Origin of the sequence: Enterococcus faecalis, assembly GCF_029024925.1 — a bacterium.
Lineage (GTDB): Bacteria > Bacillota > Bacilli > Lactobacillales > Enterococcaceae > Enterococcus > Enterococcus faecalis.
On record NZ_CP118962.1, the window covers coordinates 2,065,519 to 2,078,729 of the forward strand.

Here is a 13,211-nt window from a genome sequence, read left to right on the forward strand (position 1 = left end):
GAAATCATTTTAATTTCTGCACTACGTGCTGTCTTCTTTTCAGTCTATAGTTGAATGTTAAATGGTATCACCATTAAAAATAGAATTTTTTACAATCACATAATCAACTTTACGAATCGCTTCTAAATCGCGACCTCCCGCGTATGAAATGGAAGATTGTAAATCTTGTTGCATTTCGACTAAAGTATCTGCCAACTTCCCTTTATGGCGTAACCAGATTTTTTTGCCTTCAACGTTTTTCTTTTCGCCTTTTTGGAATTCAGAGGCGCTACCAAAGTATTCTTTGTAAACAACACCATCTTCCACTTTTGTTTCACCTGGTGATTCTTCATGTCCAGCAAATAGTGAACCAATCATGACCATAGTTGCCCCAAAACGCACAGATTTTGCAATGTCTCCATGGGTCCGAATCCCACCATCTGCAATAATTGGTTTCCGAGCAGCTTTGGCACACCAACGTAAAGCCGCTAACTGCCAGCCACCTGTCCCAAAGCCAGTCTTAATTTTAGTAATACATACTTTTCCTGGTCCAATCCCCACTTTGGTGGCATCGGCTCCAGCGTTTTCTAATTCGCGAACGGCTTCTGGCGTTCCAACATTGCCCGCAATAACGAACGTTTCTGGTAAAAATTTTTTCAAGTGTTGAATCATATTAATCACCGCATTTGAATGACCATGGGCGATATCAATTGTCACGTAGTCAGGAACTAAACCTTCTCGGGCTAACGTTTCAACAAAAGCGTATTCCCCTTCTTTCACACCCACACTAATTGACGTGATTAAGCCCTTTTGTTGCATTTTTTTAATAAATGGCACTCGCGCCTCTTCATCAAACCGATGCATGATATAAAAATAACCATTTTCAGCAAGGGTTTCCGCAATCGTTTCATCAATAATTGTTTGCATGTTCGCTGGAACGACAGGCATTTTAAACGAATGTTTTCCTAAAGTTACTGTAGTATCACATTCAGAACGACTATTCACGATACATTTATTGGGAATTAATTGGACATCTTCATAATCAAAAACTTTCATACTTACTGCCTCCTAGTTATTTACAAAAATAACGTAAAAACCGAACATTCGGTCATTTAACGTTCGTGTTTACAAACACCATTGTTAATTTACACTATTTACCGCCACTTGTCAAAGGCGTTTTAACGAAAATTAATCTTTTTACCCTTCTTGAACGTTTGGTAAAATGGCCTGCAATAAAATAGCAACAATTGAGGCAGTTGCCACGGGTGAACTAAATAAATATTGTAAAAATTGTGGTAGAGTTTCCAAAAACTCTTTTGGTAACAATGTCAACGCTAATGTCATAATAATCGGAACGGCAATTACATACATCTCTTTTTCATGAATTGTTACATCGCTCATGACTTTCATTCCACTTACAGAAATGATGCCACAAACAACCACAAAAACACCGCCGATAACTGGTGCCGGAATGGCCGAAATCAAGGTGGAAAGTTTTCCAGATAAGCCAAATAAGACAAACCACGCACCTGCAGCCACAAAAACCTTGCGACTAGCAACTCCAGTGATTGAAATAATCCCAGCATTTGTAGAGTAACTAGTTACTGGCGTGCCGCCAATGAATGAAGAAACTAAGCAACCTAAGCCTTCACCAATTACGCCGCGATTAATTTTTTCTTCGGTCAAAGGTTCAGCGACAACATGACTCACAGCAAACCAAGTGCCTGTTGTTTCCGCCATTAAAACCAGATAAATAACTAACATCGTGGCAATGGCTGACCAATCAAATTGGAAAGAAAAGTTAACTAATGGTAACTGAGGCAAACTAAACCAAGCCGCTTCACTAACGGCTGATAAATCAAGTACCCCTAATAATTGTGCCGCGATGCTCCCAAATAATAATGCCAAAATGACAGAAGAAACGCGGAAAATCCGCCCTTTTTTCAAAGCAGAACCTAAGAGCGCAAAGAAGATCAACGTACCCGCTGCTATAAATGCTAATAAAATATTTTGTCCTAATTCCCCTTTTGCATGGTAAATATTATCCGATAAAGCGACTGGCATTAACGAAAGCCCCACCACAAAAATAATTGTTCCTCCCACAATTGGTGGAACAAATTTAGTGATTAAACGATTAAAAATACCAGTAAATCCTAATATAATAACAACAATTGCCCCCACTAAACTAGCACCTAAAACTGCGCCCCAGCCATTTCCTTGTTGGTTATTGGCAAAATAAATTCCCGCAATTGCCCCGATTGGAATAAATGAAGGGCCTTGCGCAACTGGTAATCTCATACAAAAATGAGATTGAATAATCGTGGCAAGTCCTGCTGCTATGAATGTTGCTTGAATTAAAGAAGACGTTTGTGCTGTGCTAATACCAATAATCGAAGCAATGATTACAGGTACGACGTACACGTCCATTGCTAAGACATGCTGAATCCCTAACATAGTGGCCTGCCCAAAAGATACTGAATCTTCTGGCCCCACTGTTAAATGAAGATTATTTTGTTTCTTTTCACTCATTTTTTATACTCCTTTAGTTGCTGACATTAAATTTTTATCATGTACTTTTTCACCTTGTACCCAGACTTCTCGAATATTTTCTGGTCGTGCTAAATATAAGATTTTTTGGAAAACATCAAGCAATGATTCCCCTGGATTTTTAGGGATTCGTGCTTGTGACAAGCTTGTATTAATAATTTGAACATCCCAAGCATACCCTTTTTCTAATTTTCCAATTGGTAAACTTAGCGCTTGACCACCACCAGCAGTAGCTAAATAAAACGCTTCATTTACTGTAATCCGTGCTGTTTTAACACCTCGTACTTCTGGTTTTTTTGTAGCATCGACGCCATCTTCTAACATTCTAGAAGAAATAACCGCTTGCTTTAAATTGTCAAAAAGACTTGGTGAAAAACCACCTGAAAGATCACTACCTAAACCAACTTCTACTTGATGTTGATGTACTAATTTTGCAATCGGTGTTACTGCATTACCAAAATAAGCATTAGAGATTGGGCAGTGCGCCACAGCCGTCCCTGTTTCATGGAATAAATTCATATCTGCTTCTTCTAAAAAGCCTGCATGTGCCATCACTGCTTTTTCTGTCAATAAACCAAAATCATTCAATGCTTGAGCATCATTTTTTCCAAAACGTTCTTGAACAAATTGATGTTCCCAATCACTCTCACTACAATGACTTTGAACATGGACTTGATATTTCGCTGCTAATTCTCCTAATTCTTTAAGTGCTTCTTCTGTACAACTAGGAATGAAACGCGGAGTTACAACGGGATATACGCCTTGTTTTGTTTGCTGCGCTAATGTTTGAATTTCTTGAATAAACCGTTCCGTTTCTTCTAATGCTTGTTCCGTTGTTTGATCACGATAGTACTCTGGATTCTCATTAAGATCATCCATTACAACTTTACCAATTAAGCCACGCTGCCCTTTTTCCGCACAAATCTCTGCCAAACAACGGCTAGCTTCATAATGAATGGTTGCAAAATAAAGGGCTGTTGTTGTCCCATTAGCTAACAATTGGGTTACCAATTCATCATAGACTTGTTGGGCAAATGTTAAATCTGCAAATTTGGACTCCAAAGGAAACGTGTACGTATTCAGCCATTCATGCAATGGAATATCCAAGGCGGTCCCTGATTGTGCCCACTGAGGTGCATGGACATGTAAATCAACAAAGCCGGGTAAAAGATAAGAATCTTGGGGCAATTCTTGAAAACGTTGCGCCTCTTTTTGTTCTGCTAGCACAGTTTCATACGCTTCAGCATCTGGTTCAATTATTTCCTGAATTACTCCGGCCTCATCTATACAAAAAAGTGTCTCTTCATAGACTTTAATCTCTTGCAAATTTTTACTAGAAAAACCTGTTCCTTTTATTACAAAATGAAACATTTAATACTCCTCCTTACTATCACATGAAGATTATACATAAACTTTCGTTTAATAACTATAAAAATGTGATTTTTTTAAAAAAAATCCATGTTCAAACAAGCAAAAACCGAACATTCTAAGAATGATTTATTTTTTCTTTGGATAAACAAGAAAACTTTCTATTCTTAAGATTCTTCGGTATACTTGAAGAGAATCGTTAGAACTTTAGGAGGTCCTGAGATGATACAGATCGAACAAATTAGAACAGGTGTTATTCAAGAGAACTGTTATCTTGTTTATAATGAAGAAGCATTATTAATTATTGATCCAGGTGCAGAAGGAGCAAAACTAATTCAAGAAATTATCCGTTTAGGGAAGAAACCAGCCGCTATTTTATTAACACATACTCACTATGATCATATTGGTGCGGTAGAAGAATTGCGCCATCATTATCAAATCCCTGTTTATGTTAGTCCATTAGAACAAGCGTGGCTTTCCAATCCTATTTTGAATCTTTCAGGATTAGGCAGACATGATGATATAGCAAATATTATTGTTCAACCCGCCGAACACGAATTTAAACTAACCGATTATGAAATTGGCGGCATGAAATTTTCCGTAGTCCCAACACCTGGTCATTCAATTGGTAGCGTCAGCTTTGTCTTTGATGATTTTGTTGTTGTTGGGGATGCATTGTTTAAAGGTAGTATTGGTCGTACCGATTTACACACTGGTGATATGCAACAATTATTACACAGCATTACGACCTATCTATTCACTTTACCAGAAGAATTTCCTGTTTATCCAGGCCATGGTGATGCCACAACCATTCAACATGAAAAAGCCACAAACCCATTTTTTAATTAGAGATTTATTCACTATTTAAAGAAACTTAGGAGGAGTAGCAATGACTGAAGCAACGACACTTTATATTATTCGTCACGGAAAAACGATGTTTAATACGATTGGCCGTACCCAAGGCTGGTCAGATACCCCCTTAACCAAACAAGGAGAAGAAGGCATTTATCATTTAGGCTTAGGTCTTAGAGACATAGACTTTAAGGAAGCCTATAGTAGTGATAGTGGTCGTGCCATGCAAACCGCTCAGATTATTTTACAAGAACATCAAAACCACCAAAAGATTCCTTACCTAACCGATAAACGGATTCGTGAGTGGTGTTTTGGTTCTTTAGATGGCGGCTATGATGGTGAACTTTGGGGTGTGGTGCCACGCATTTTAGCTTTTAAAAGTTATGAAGACATGATGACCACGAAGATTACCTATCGCGAGTTAGCAAATGCTATTATTGAAGCCGATACGGCTGACTGGGCGGAGCCTTATGAAGTTATCCGTGATCGTGTTTGGTCTGGTTTCGAAGATATCGCTCATCATCGAGAAAAAAATGGTGGCGGCAAAGTCATGGTGGTTTCCCATGGACTAACAATTTCCTTTTTACTTTCCTTAATTGATGCAAGTTTGCCTATGCAGATGGCACTGGAGAATGGTAGCGTGACGACCTTAACTTACGAAAAAGGAACATTTACCATTCAAGGAATTAATGATATTTCTTATATTGAAAAGGGAAAAAAGATCGCTGAAAAGCGCTGTTTATTGTAAAAAAAGAGAAGGTTATCTGTCAAAATGACAGATAACCTTCTCTTTTTGTTTATTCTTTTAAACGTTCTACATTTTTTCTTGAGATTTGAATTTTTTCTAAGGTTTCCTTATAGTTTTTTGCTGCATAAGCAAAAAATAAAACATCGACTACATACAATTGTGCCACCAAGGAAACAGTAGCCGCACTTCTCAATGGCACGTCTTCCCCACTAGAGGTTTGGAGGACGATATCACTTTTTTCACCAATCACTGATTTTTCATCTTGTGTGATACTAATAATAGGAATCCCTTGCTGCTTCGCTAAATCAGCTAAAGTACTTGCTTCTTTATTCGTTCCAGAATTAGAAATAACAATAAAAACACTAGGCTTTTCTGTTGAGCCTAACATAGAAGCAAATAAATGATGATCCAATGTTGTAAATACCGTTCGGCCTAATCGCGTAAATTTTTGATAAATATCTTGAGCAACCAACGAAGATGCACCCAACCCATAGACAAAAATTACTTCTGTTTTTTCCAACAAATCAACGGCTTCATTCACTGCGACATCCTCTAATGTCTGACCGCTTCGCTCAACCACATGAACAAAGCGCGCCTGTAACTTTTGTTTAATGTCAGCTGTTGATTCCCCCTTAGTAACTTCAGTGTACATTTGCTGCTTCATTTGGCCAAGATTTGCAGATAATAAAAGTTTCAATTCTGTGAAGCCATTCACATCCATAGAATGACAAAAGCGAATAATTGCCGCTGGACTTGATCCTGCTTGTTTCGCTAGCTCTTGCGCATTCATTGAAATAACTGTTTCTGTATTTTTTAAAATATATTCTGCGATTTTTCGTTCTGATTTTGGTAATTGTTGTAGACGATCTTGGATAGATAAGACAATATTTTGTTGCATAAACACCCCTCCTGATACACCATTTCCTACGCAATTAAATTTTAACAAAGAAAAAGGGAGAAGCCAAGTTCTCCTTTTTCTATTTATTATTTAGTTGTTTGCATATCTTTAGGAATCCCAAAGAATAACGTTGCTACAAAACCACCTGCGTAAGCAGCCAATAAACCTAATACATAAGCAAGCCATTGGTTGTTGGCAATTAATGGAATTAAAGCCACCCCACTTGGTCCAATAGCAATCGCACCAACATTACCGAAGGCCCCAATCACCGCACCACCAATACCACCGCCGATACAAGCAGTAATGAATGGACGTCCTAATGGTAAAGTAACTCCGTAGATTAATGGTTCACCAATACCTAAAATCCCAACTGGCAAGGCACCTTTAATCATTTCAACTAATTTTTTATCTGATTTACAACGAATCCATAATGCTAAAGCTGCACCGACTTGTCCCGCACCAGCCATGGCCAAGATTGGTAATAACAAAGTCATCCCTGTTTGATTAATCATTTCAATGTGGATTGGCGTCAAAATTTGATGTAAACCAAACATTACCATTGGCAAGAAGGTTAAACCAAGAGTAAAGCCAGCAACCATGCCACCTTTTTCTAAGACAACATTGATAATACCAACTAAGCCATTAGAAATAGCTCCGGCTACAGGCATGATTAAGAAAATAGTTGCTAAGCCAATCACTAAAAGTGAAATGGTTGGCGTTACGATAATATCAATTGATTCTGGGACAATTTTATGCAATTGTTTTTCTAACAAGGATAATAACCATACGGCAAAAATAACACCGATAATTCCGCCTTGTCCTGCAGATAATGTTCCCCCAGTGAAAATATTACTGATTGGAGCATCTGGATTCATTCCTGTCAACATTGTGACTGCCCCAATAACACCACCCAACGCTGGCGTTGCACCAAAAACGCTGGCACTGTTAATCCCAGTGTAAAGAGCTAAATAAGCAAAAATCCCATTTTTAATGATATTTAAGACATCAATATATTGTTGCCATGAAGCTGAAATATCACCAGCAACAACTAAGTTAGACATAACAGCTGCAATCCCGCCAATAATACCAGCCCCAACAAAGGCAGGAATCATCGGAACAAAGATACTAGAAATGGCTTTTAACACTTTTTTAAATGGTGAAGTGTTATTTTGTTTCGCTTTTTGTTGTGCTTTCATTTGAGCGGCTTTTTCTTCTACTAAATCTTTTCCAGATTTGCCTGCTGAATCATCAGTTGCGGTGCCATGATTAAATGGTTCTCCCAATTTGACACCTGCTTGATCTACCATTTCTTGTGCAACCTTGTTAACAGTCCCTGGACCAACAACTACTTGCAACGTATCGTCTTCTACGACGCCCATAACGCCATCAATTTTTTTCAATCCTTCAATATCCACTTTGTCATAATCGCGGATATCCATACGAACACGAGTCATACAATGAATGACTTTGTCCACGTTTTCTTGACCACCAACTTCTTTATAAATCCCATCAGCAATGCGTTTAATTCTTTCTTCTGCCATGTTAAAACACCCTCCTAATTCCTTAATTTAATGTATTCTTGATAAATTGATTCCCGTCAATTAATTTTTGTGTTGCTTCTTCTTTAGTACTATCAGTTAAAATCATTACAATTGCTAACTTCACATTTTCTTCTGCTTCTACAAATTTTAGTTCGGCAACTTCATAACTACAACCCGTTGCTTCCATAATAATCCGTTTGGAACGCTCCACTAATTTTTCATTGGTTGGTTTTACATCAACCATTAAGTTATTGTAGACTTTCCCAATACCAATCATGGAAATAGTTGATAACATATTTAAAATTAATTTTTGAGCTGTCCCAGATTTCAAGCGAGTCGAACCTGTTAAAAATTCAGGTCCTGCATCTACTTCAATCGGCATTTGCGCATATTTACTAATTTCGGCATTTTTATTACATGCCACAGTTGCGGTGGCTGCTCCCACCGTTGTAGCATATTCTAAACCGCCAATTACGTAAGGCGTCCGACCACTGGCTGCAATCCCAACAACAATGTCATTTGCTGATAATTTTAGATCAACTAAATCTTGACGACCTAGTTCTTTTGAATCTTCGGCACCCTCTACTGCGACAGTCATTGCTTTTTGTCCACCAGCGATGAGGCCTTGAACCATCTCTGGCTCGACGCCAAAAGTTGGTACGCATTCGGCTGCATCTAAGACACCTAACCGACCACTCGTACCAGCGCCCATGTAGATCAAGCGGCCGCCTTGATTGAAGCTTTTGATGATGGCTTCTACCACTGGTTCAATGGCTGCTAATTCTTGACCCACTGCCATTGCACCTTTTTGGTCTTCTTGATTCATTTTTTGTAAAGCTTCTTTGACACTCATCTCATCTAAGCCCATTGTATTTTCATTTCTACGTTCAGTTGTTAAGTTTTCTAAATTCATTCTCTATCGTTCCTTCCGTGACTAGCGTAAATTGATTGCCTGCCTTGATTAACGGCAATATCGTTTGATCTTTTTCAATAATTTGTGTAATCGTATTGACTTTTTCATCTTTCGGCAAGTCCACCAGTGTGACTTGAATTTCTCCCATATAGCGACCATATTTTTCATTATCAATCGTTACGGTTCCCACTGGACGGGCTTCAGTCTGCTCTGACTCAATCGTTGCAATTTCATCTTTTCTGAACATTTCACTCGTTCTTGATAATTCACTTCGCAAAACATCTCTTGCAGCATCTAAACGATTGGTATGAGTCCCAAGTATTCGCTTCAAATAGCGGCTCTTGCTAGGTGCTACTTCTAACAGAAATTGATTGGTTTGGTGATAATAACCAAATTGAGCCATGGTTCGCTCACTAATTTTGGGATCACCAATATAAACAGCATCGACATAAGGATCAGCCATCAAACCAACAGCAGCGGCGAAAGGATTTTGCCCACGATGTTTTTCTAATGTTGGTAAACCAGCAAAAATTGGGCCTCTTGTTTGCCCATCTCCTGGCACAAAAGTAAAAACTTGTAAGCCTAATTCTTTAAGCCAGCGGTTCTTTTCATTAAAAAATGTTGTTCCAATGCCTGTTTCAGGTCTTGGATAATAATTATGCCAAGCTTCTAAGCGAGAAAAGTCCGCTTGGTGAGCCTTTAACTCAGCCACTTCTTCCAGTGTAATGGTACTAGCATTCAATCCTATATCAATCTTATGTGAAGCATGAGCCATTTGTTCTATCGTAATGCCATAGTCCATCCGGAGGCCAGTTACGCCCAACTCAATTAAAGGCTCTAATTCATCGAAAGAAAAACCCGCTCTTTTTAACGCTTCACCTGAAATATCTACCATAATTTTCATTTTTTCTGCCTTAGCAATTGCCCCTAAATCAGTCAAGCGTTGGCGGTAAAGGGAAGTATCATCTTCTGGAATGTGTAAAGAAGTGAAAATACCATCAAATCCAAGCGCTTTCATCTTTTTGATATAAATAATTGTATCGTTTGTAATCTCTTCACCAAGAAAAACTGAAATACCATACATCTTTTTAGCTCCTCTCTAATACGCTTTCATTATAACTTGTTTGAAATAATATTTCAACTATTTTTCTAAATATTTTTTAATCCCAAAATAAAATTTTATTTCTGTTCAAAAAAAACGAGCGTGGAACAAAAATCACTTTGGATTTTTGCTCCACGCTCAAAAACTGATAAACGGCGGGAACAGAACCAACTCCTTCGGAAATAAGCCGAAATTCTCCAAAAATCAAAGATCAATTTTCGGAAATTTCTTCTTATTTCTCGGAGCTAAACGGTTCTGTCCCGACCTCGTCTAATGCATTAATTGGCTGTGGCAGAGCCAACTGGTGTACCAGCTGTAACCACGCCAGTTTTCTCTAACGAAAATTGTGCTACTTTATCCATGTTGGTAATGATGACAACCATTTCAGTTCCTTTACCAGCTGCTTTAATTGCTTCTAAATTAGCAATTGCGACCACCGTATCTGCAGTCACTTGGTCGCCTTCTTTCACTTTAATAGTGAACGGTGCCCCGTTTAACTCCACCGTATCGATACCCATGTGTAATAAAATTTCAAGACCGTTTGTCATTTTTAAACCAATGGCATGTTTTGTTTGGAAAACGCTTAAAACTTCTCCTTCAATAGGTGCATAAATTTCACCATTTTCTGGAACTACTGCGTAGCCATCTCCCATCATTTTTTGTGAAAAAACAGGATCATTCACTTCACTAATTGGGATAACGGTTCCATTGGCAACGGCATACATTGTATTATTTTCGACAACTTCATTCTTTTTCTTCAAAAATCCAAACATTTCTCTTCCCCCATTTTTTAAAGTATCACTAGTATAGAAAAAAGTTTCATGAATTACAAGTGGCACCTTTGTATAATTCTAAAATTTATTTTAAAATAAGAATTTGCATTGGCATTTACTTTGTCAGCGGGTATACTTATACTTGATGTATTTTGCATTTATTTCAGAAAGGAATGGTGACATGCTTTTTGCTAACCTATGGAAAGCAATTATTCTTGGTATTATCGAAGGAATTACCGAGTGGCTTCCAATTAGTAGTACCGGACATTTAATTTTAGTGGATGAGTTTATTAAACTCGATCTAAGTAAAGATTTTATGGAAATGTTCAACGTCGTTATCCAATTGGGAGCAATTATGGCGGTTGTTATTTTATACTTCCACAAATTGAATCCTTTCTCACCAAAGAAAAATGGCGAAGAGAAAAAAGATACTTGGATTCTTTGGTCTAAAGTCTTAGTCGCTTGTTTACCAGCGGCAGTTATTGGTCTAAAATTTGATGATTATTTAGATGCACATTTTTATAACTTTTTAACAGTATCGATTATGTTAATTGTTTATGGGATTGCTTTTATTATCATTGAAAAACGAAATAAAAATGTTGCACCGAAGTGTACTAATCTAAAAGACTTCACTTATAAAGCCGCTTTAATCGTTGGTGCTTTCCAAGTACTGGCATTAATTCCAGGAACTTCACGTTCAGGAGCGACCATTTTAGGGGCAATCTTAATTGGGGCCTCACGTTTTGTTGCAACAGAGTTTTCATTTTTCTTAGGAATTCCAGTAATGTTTGGAGCAAGTTTTTTAAAAATCTTTAAATTCTTGGCCAAAGGAAATACGTTTGGATCAGAAGAAATCATTATTTTATTAACTGGCTCTATTGTTGCCTTCGTTGTTTCCATCATTGCGATTAAATTCTTATTGAATTACTTGAAGAAAAACGATTTTACAGTTTTCGGTTGGTATCGTGTAATTTTAGGTGCGATTTTAATTGGCTACTGGTTATTCTCATAAAAATAAAACCGTTGCTTTCACTATTGAAAGCAACGGTTTTATTTTTTTAAATCGCCAAACGTTATCCGCTCAATCCCCTGTTCTTCAAACCACTGACGAACACGAGGATCACAAATCGTTGCTAATTCTTTGCAGCGTAAAGTGGTATAAGAAGAATTGTCTAACACAAATTGATCCAAATACCCAACATCAAAATGCATCTCAGCAATTGCCGATTCCGGCATCCGTAATAAACCAAAGTCATCTTCTAAAAAATTCTCCACTGATACGCCTTCGTGAATATAAGATAACGCGCCAGACTCTAACAAATGTGTCACCTGGAAATAACCTTGTTGCGGTGGATATTCTTTTTCCCCACTATATTTCAGGGTTGTATGAAGTCCGTACTCTTCTGCTAATTCTAAAAATACTTGATCAACCACTTCATCACCAATCGAATGGCAATCAAAATGTTCAGGATAATGTCCAGTTAGTTCCTTAAAGCGCGTCAATTGTGCAATCGTTTCAAGTCGTACTTCTTCATATACGAAGGTTACTTGCTTTTGTTGACGATAATAAGAAGAGCGATGAAAATTGCCTTGTTCATCTACCAGTGAAGGAATCATACATGGGTCCGCACAAGGTTTCCCTAATAAAAAATTCGTATGCTGACCTACAAATAAGCCTGGATAATTTTTTGCTAACGCAACGGCATGTTCTGCTGTTGGTAAATTGGGCATCAAAAGTGTCGACGTTGTTAAACCATCGACATAACTTTTGATAATGCCATGATTAATCGCTTCTGACATCCCAAAATCATCAGCATCAATAATTACTTTAACCAACAGCTCCCCCCTCTTTTCTTTACGTATTTTTGATGACAATTCCGACAATAATATTAACAGCTGATTCACAATCATTAATCGTGCGCTCAAGCTGATCATAAACATCTTTCCACTTGATAACTTTTAATAAATCTTTTTCGTTAGTCATCAAATCTTTCATGGCGCTACTGTATAATTTATCGCCTTGAGATTCAATCGTATTGACTTCATCAATCAATGAAACTAACGTTTTAGAATTCTTAAATTTTGCAAATTCCTTCGTTGCTGATTTAACGCCTTCTGTCGCTTTAACAATATAAGCAGTTAATTCTAGCGCGGGCGCAATCATTGCTTCGACAACTAAATGATCAAGTAAATAAGACAAACTATTAATGCTATCAATAATGTTATCTAAGTGATCCGTAATATCGACAATATCTTCTCGATCAATCGGCGTAATAAAGGAAATATAGAGTTCATTTAAAATTTTGCGAACAATTTCATCATTCTCTTTTTCCAATTGATGAACCACTTCTGATTTTTTTACTAAGTTTTCTAATGAATAATTGTCTACAATTTCTTGCAAAACCTTTGCCGCTTCATAAGCATTTGTTGCTAACTGGTTTAATTCTCCAAAATAATCAAATTGTTTTTTACGTGCCATGTTTTTCTCTC

The 13,211-nt window shown here is 37.5% G+C and carries 13 protein-coding genes; 3 read left to right on the forward strand and 10 right to left on the reverse strand.

Features of this window, described 5'->3' with window-relative positions; all coding sequences use genetic code 11:
• Positions 1 to 57: 57 nt before the first annotated feature.
• The 3 genes from guaC to guaD form a co-directional block, all read right to left on the reverse strand.
• The gene (gene guaC, locus PYW42_RS10235; RefSeq protein WP_002362677.1) at positions 58 to 1,035 is read right to left on the reverse strand and encodes a GMP reductase; all 978 of its coding nucleotides are present in this window, start codon (positions 1,033 to 1,035) and stop codon (positions 58 to 60) included.
• 141 nt (positions 1,036 to 1,176) lie between these two features.
• Complete coding sequence (locus PYW42_RS10240) at positions 1,177 to 2,508, reverse strand: nucleobase:cation symporter-2 family protein (protein WP_002359736.1); 1,332 nt, start codon at positions 2,506 to 2,508, stop codon at positions 1,177 to 1,179.
• Positions 2,509 to 2,511: 3 nt separating this feature from the next.
• Positions 2,512 to 3,897, reverse strand: a complete 1,386-nt coding sequence (gene guaD / locus PYW42_RS10245; RefSeq protein WP_002411108.1) for a guanine deaminase — start codon at positions 3,895 to 3,897, stop codon at positions 2,512 to 2,514.
• A 219-nt stretch (positions 3,898 to 4,116) separates the two neighbouring features.
• Between guaD and PYW42_RS10250 the strand changes: the two genes are divergently transcribed.
• Together PYW42_RS10250 and PYW42_RS10255 are read left to right on the forward strand one after the other, a co-directional pair.
• Positions 4,117 to 4,743, forward strand: a complete 627-nt coding sequence (locus PYW42_RS10250; protein ID WP_002411107.1) for an MBL fold metallo-hydrolase — start codon at positions 4,117 to 4,119, stop codon at positions 4,741 to 4,743.
• Between the two features lie 40 nt (positions 4,744 to 4,783).
• Positions 4,784 to 5,494, forward strand: coding sequence for a histidine phosphatase family protein (locus PYW42_RS10255; protein WP_002411106.1), 711 nt, complete (start codon positions 4,784 to 4,786; stop codon positions 5,492 to 5,494).
• Between the two features lie 49 nt (positions 5,495 to 5,543).
• Here the strand turns inward: PYW42_RS10255 and PYW42_RS10260 are convergent, their stop codons facing one another.
• The 5 genes from PYW42_RS10260 to PYW42_RS10280 form a co-directional block, all read right to left on the reverse strand.
• Positions 5,544 to 6,392 (reverse strand): MurR/RpiR family transcriptional regulator, encoded by an 849-nt coding sequence (locus tag PYW42_RS10260; RefSeq protein ID WP_002382748.1) that lies wholly within the window; start codon positions 6,390 to 6,392, stop codon positions 5,544 to 5,546.
• A gap of 86 nt (positions 6,393 to 6,478) precedes the next feature.
• Positions 6,479 to 7,933, reverse strand: a complete 1,455-nt coding sequence (locus PYW42_RS10265; protein WP_002382747.1) for a PTS transporter subunit EIIC — start codon at positions 7,931 to 7,933, stop codon at positions 6,479 to 6,481.
• Positions 7,934 to 7,955: 22 nt separating this feature from the next.
• Positions 7,956 to 8,846, reverse strand: coding sequence for an N-acetylmuramic acid 6-phosphate etherase (gene murQ / locus PYW42_RS10270; protein WP_010816159.1), 891 nt, complete (start codon positions 8,844 to 8,846; stop codon positions 7,956 to 7,958).
• Complete coding sequence (locus PYW42_RS10275) at positions 8,821 to 9,930, reverse strand: DUF871 domain-containing protein (protein ID WP_002382746.1); 1,110 nt, start codon at positions 9,928 to 9,930, stop codon at positions 8,821 to 8,823. The genes murQ and PYW42_RS10275 overlap by 26 nt, the downstream gene beginning before the upstream one ends.
• A gap of 296 nt (positions 9,931 to 10,226) precedes the next feature.
• Positions 10,227 to 10,787 (reverse strand): PTS sugar transporter subunit IIA, encoded by a 561-nt coding sequence (locus PYW42_RS10280; protein ID WP_002382745.1) that lies wholly within the window; start codon positions 10,785 to 10,787, stop codon positions 10,227 to 10,229.
• Positions 10,788 to 10,902: 115 nt separating this feature from the next.
• Between PYW42_RS10280 and PYW42_RS10285 the strand changes: the two genes are divergently transcribed.
• Positions 10,903 to 11,733, forward strand: a complete 831-nt coding sequence (locus PYW42_RS10285) for an undecaprenyl-diphosphate phosphatase (RefSeq protein WP_002356708.1) — start codon at positions 10,903 to 10,905, stop codon at positions 11,731 to 11,733.
• Positions 11,734 to 11,771: 38 nt separating this feature from the next.
• On the opposite strand, the gene PYW42_RS10290 is transcribed toward PYW42_RS10285, so the two are convergent.
• Both PYW42_RS10290 and PYW42_RS10295 read right to left on the reverse strand, forming a co-directional pair.
• On the reverse strand, positions 11,772 to 12,557 hold the full coding sequence (locus tag PYW42_RS10290; RefSeq protein ID WP_002374323.1) for a ChbG/HpnK family deacetylase: 786 nt from the start codon (positions 12,555 to 12,557) through the stop codon (positions 11,772 to 11,774).
• 19 nt (positions 12,558 to 12,576) lie between these two features.
• Positions 12,577 to 13,200, reverse strand: coding sequence for a DUF47 domain-containing protein (locus tag PYW42_RS10295; RefSeq protein WP_002411104.1), 624 nt, complete (start codon positions 13,198 to 13,200; stop codon positions 12,577 to 12,579).
• Positions 13,201 to 13,211 lie beyond the last annotated feature (11 nt).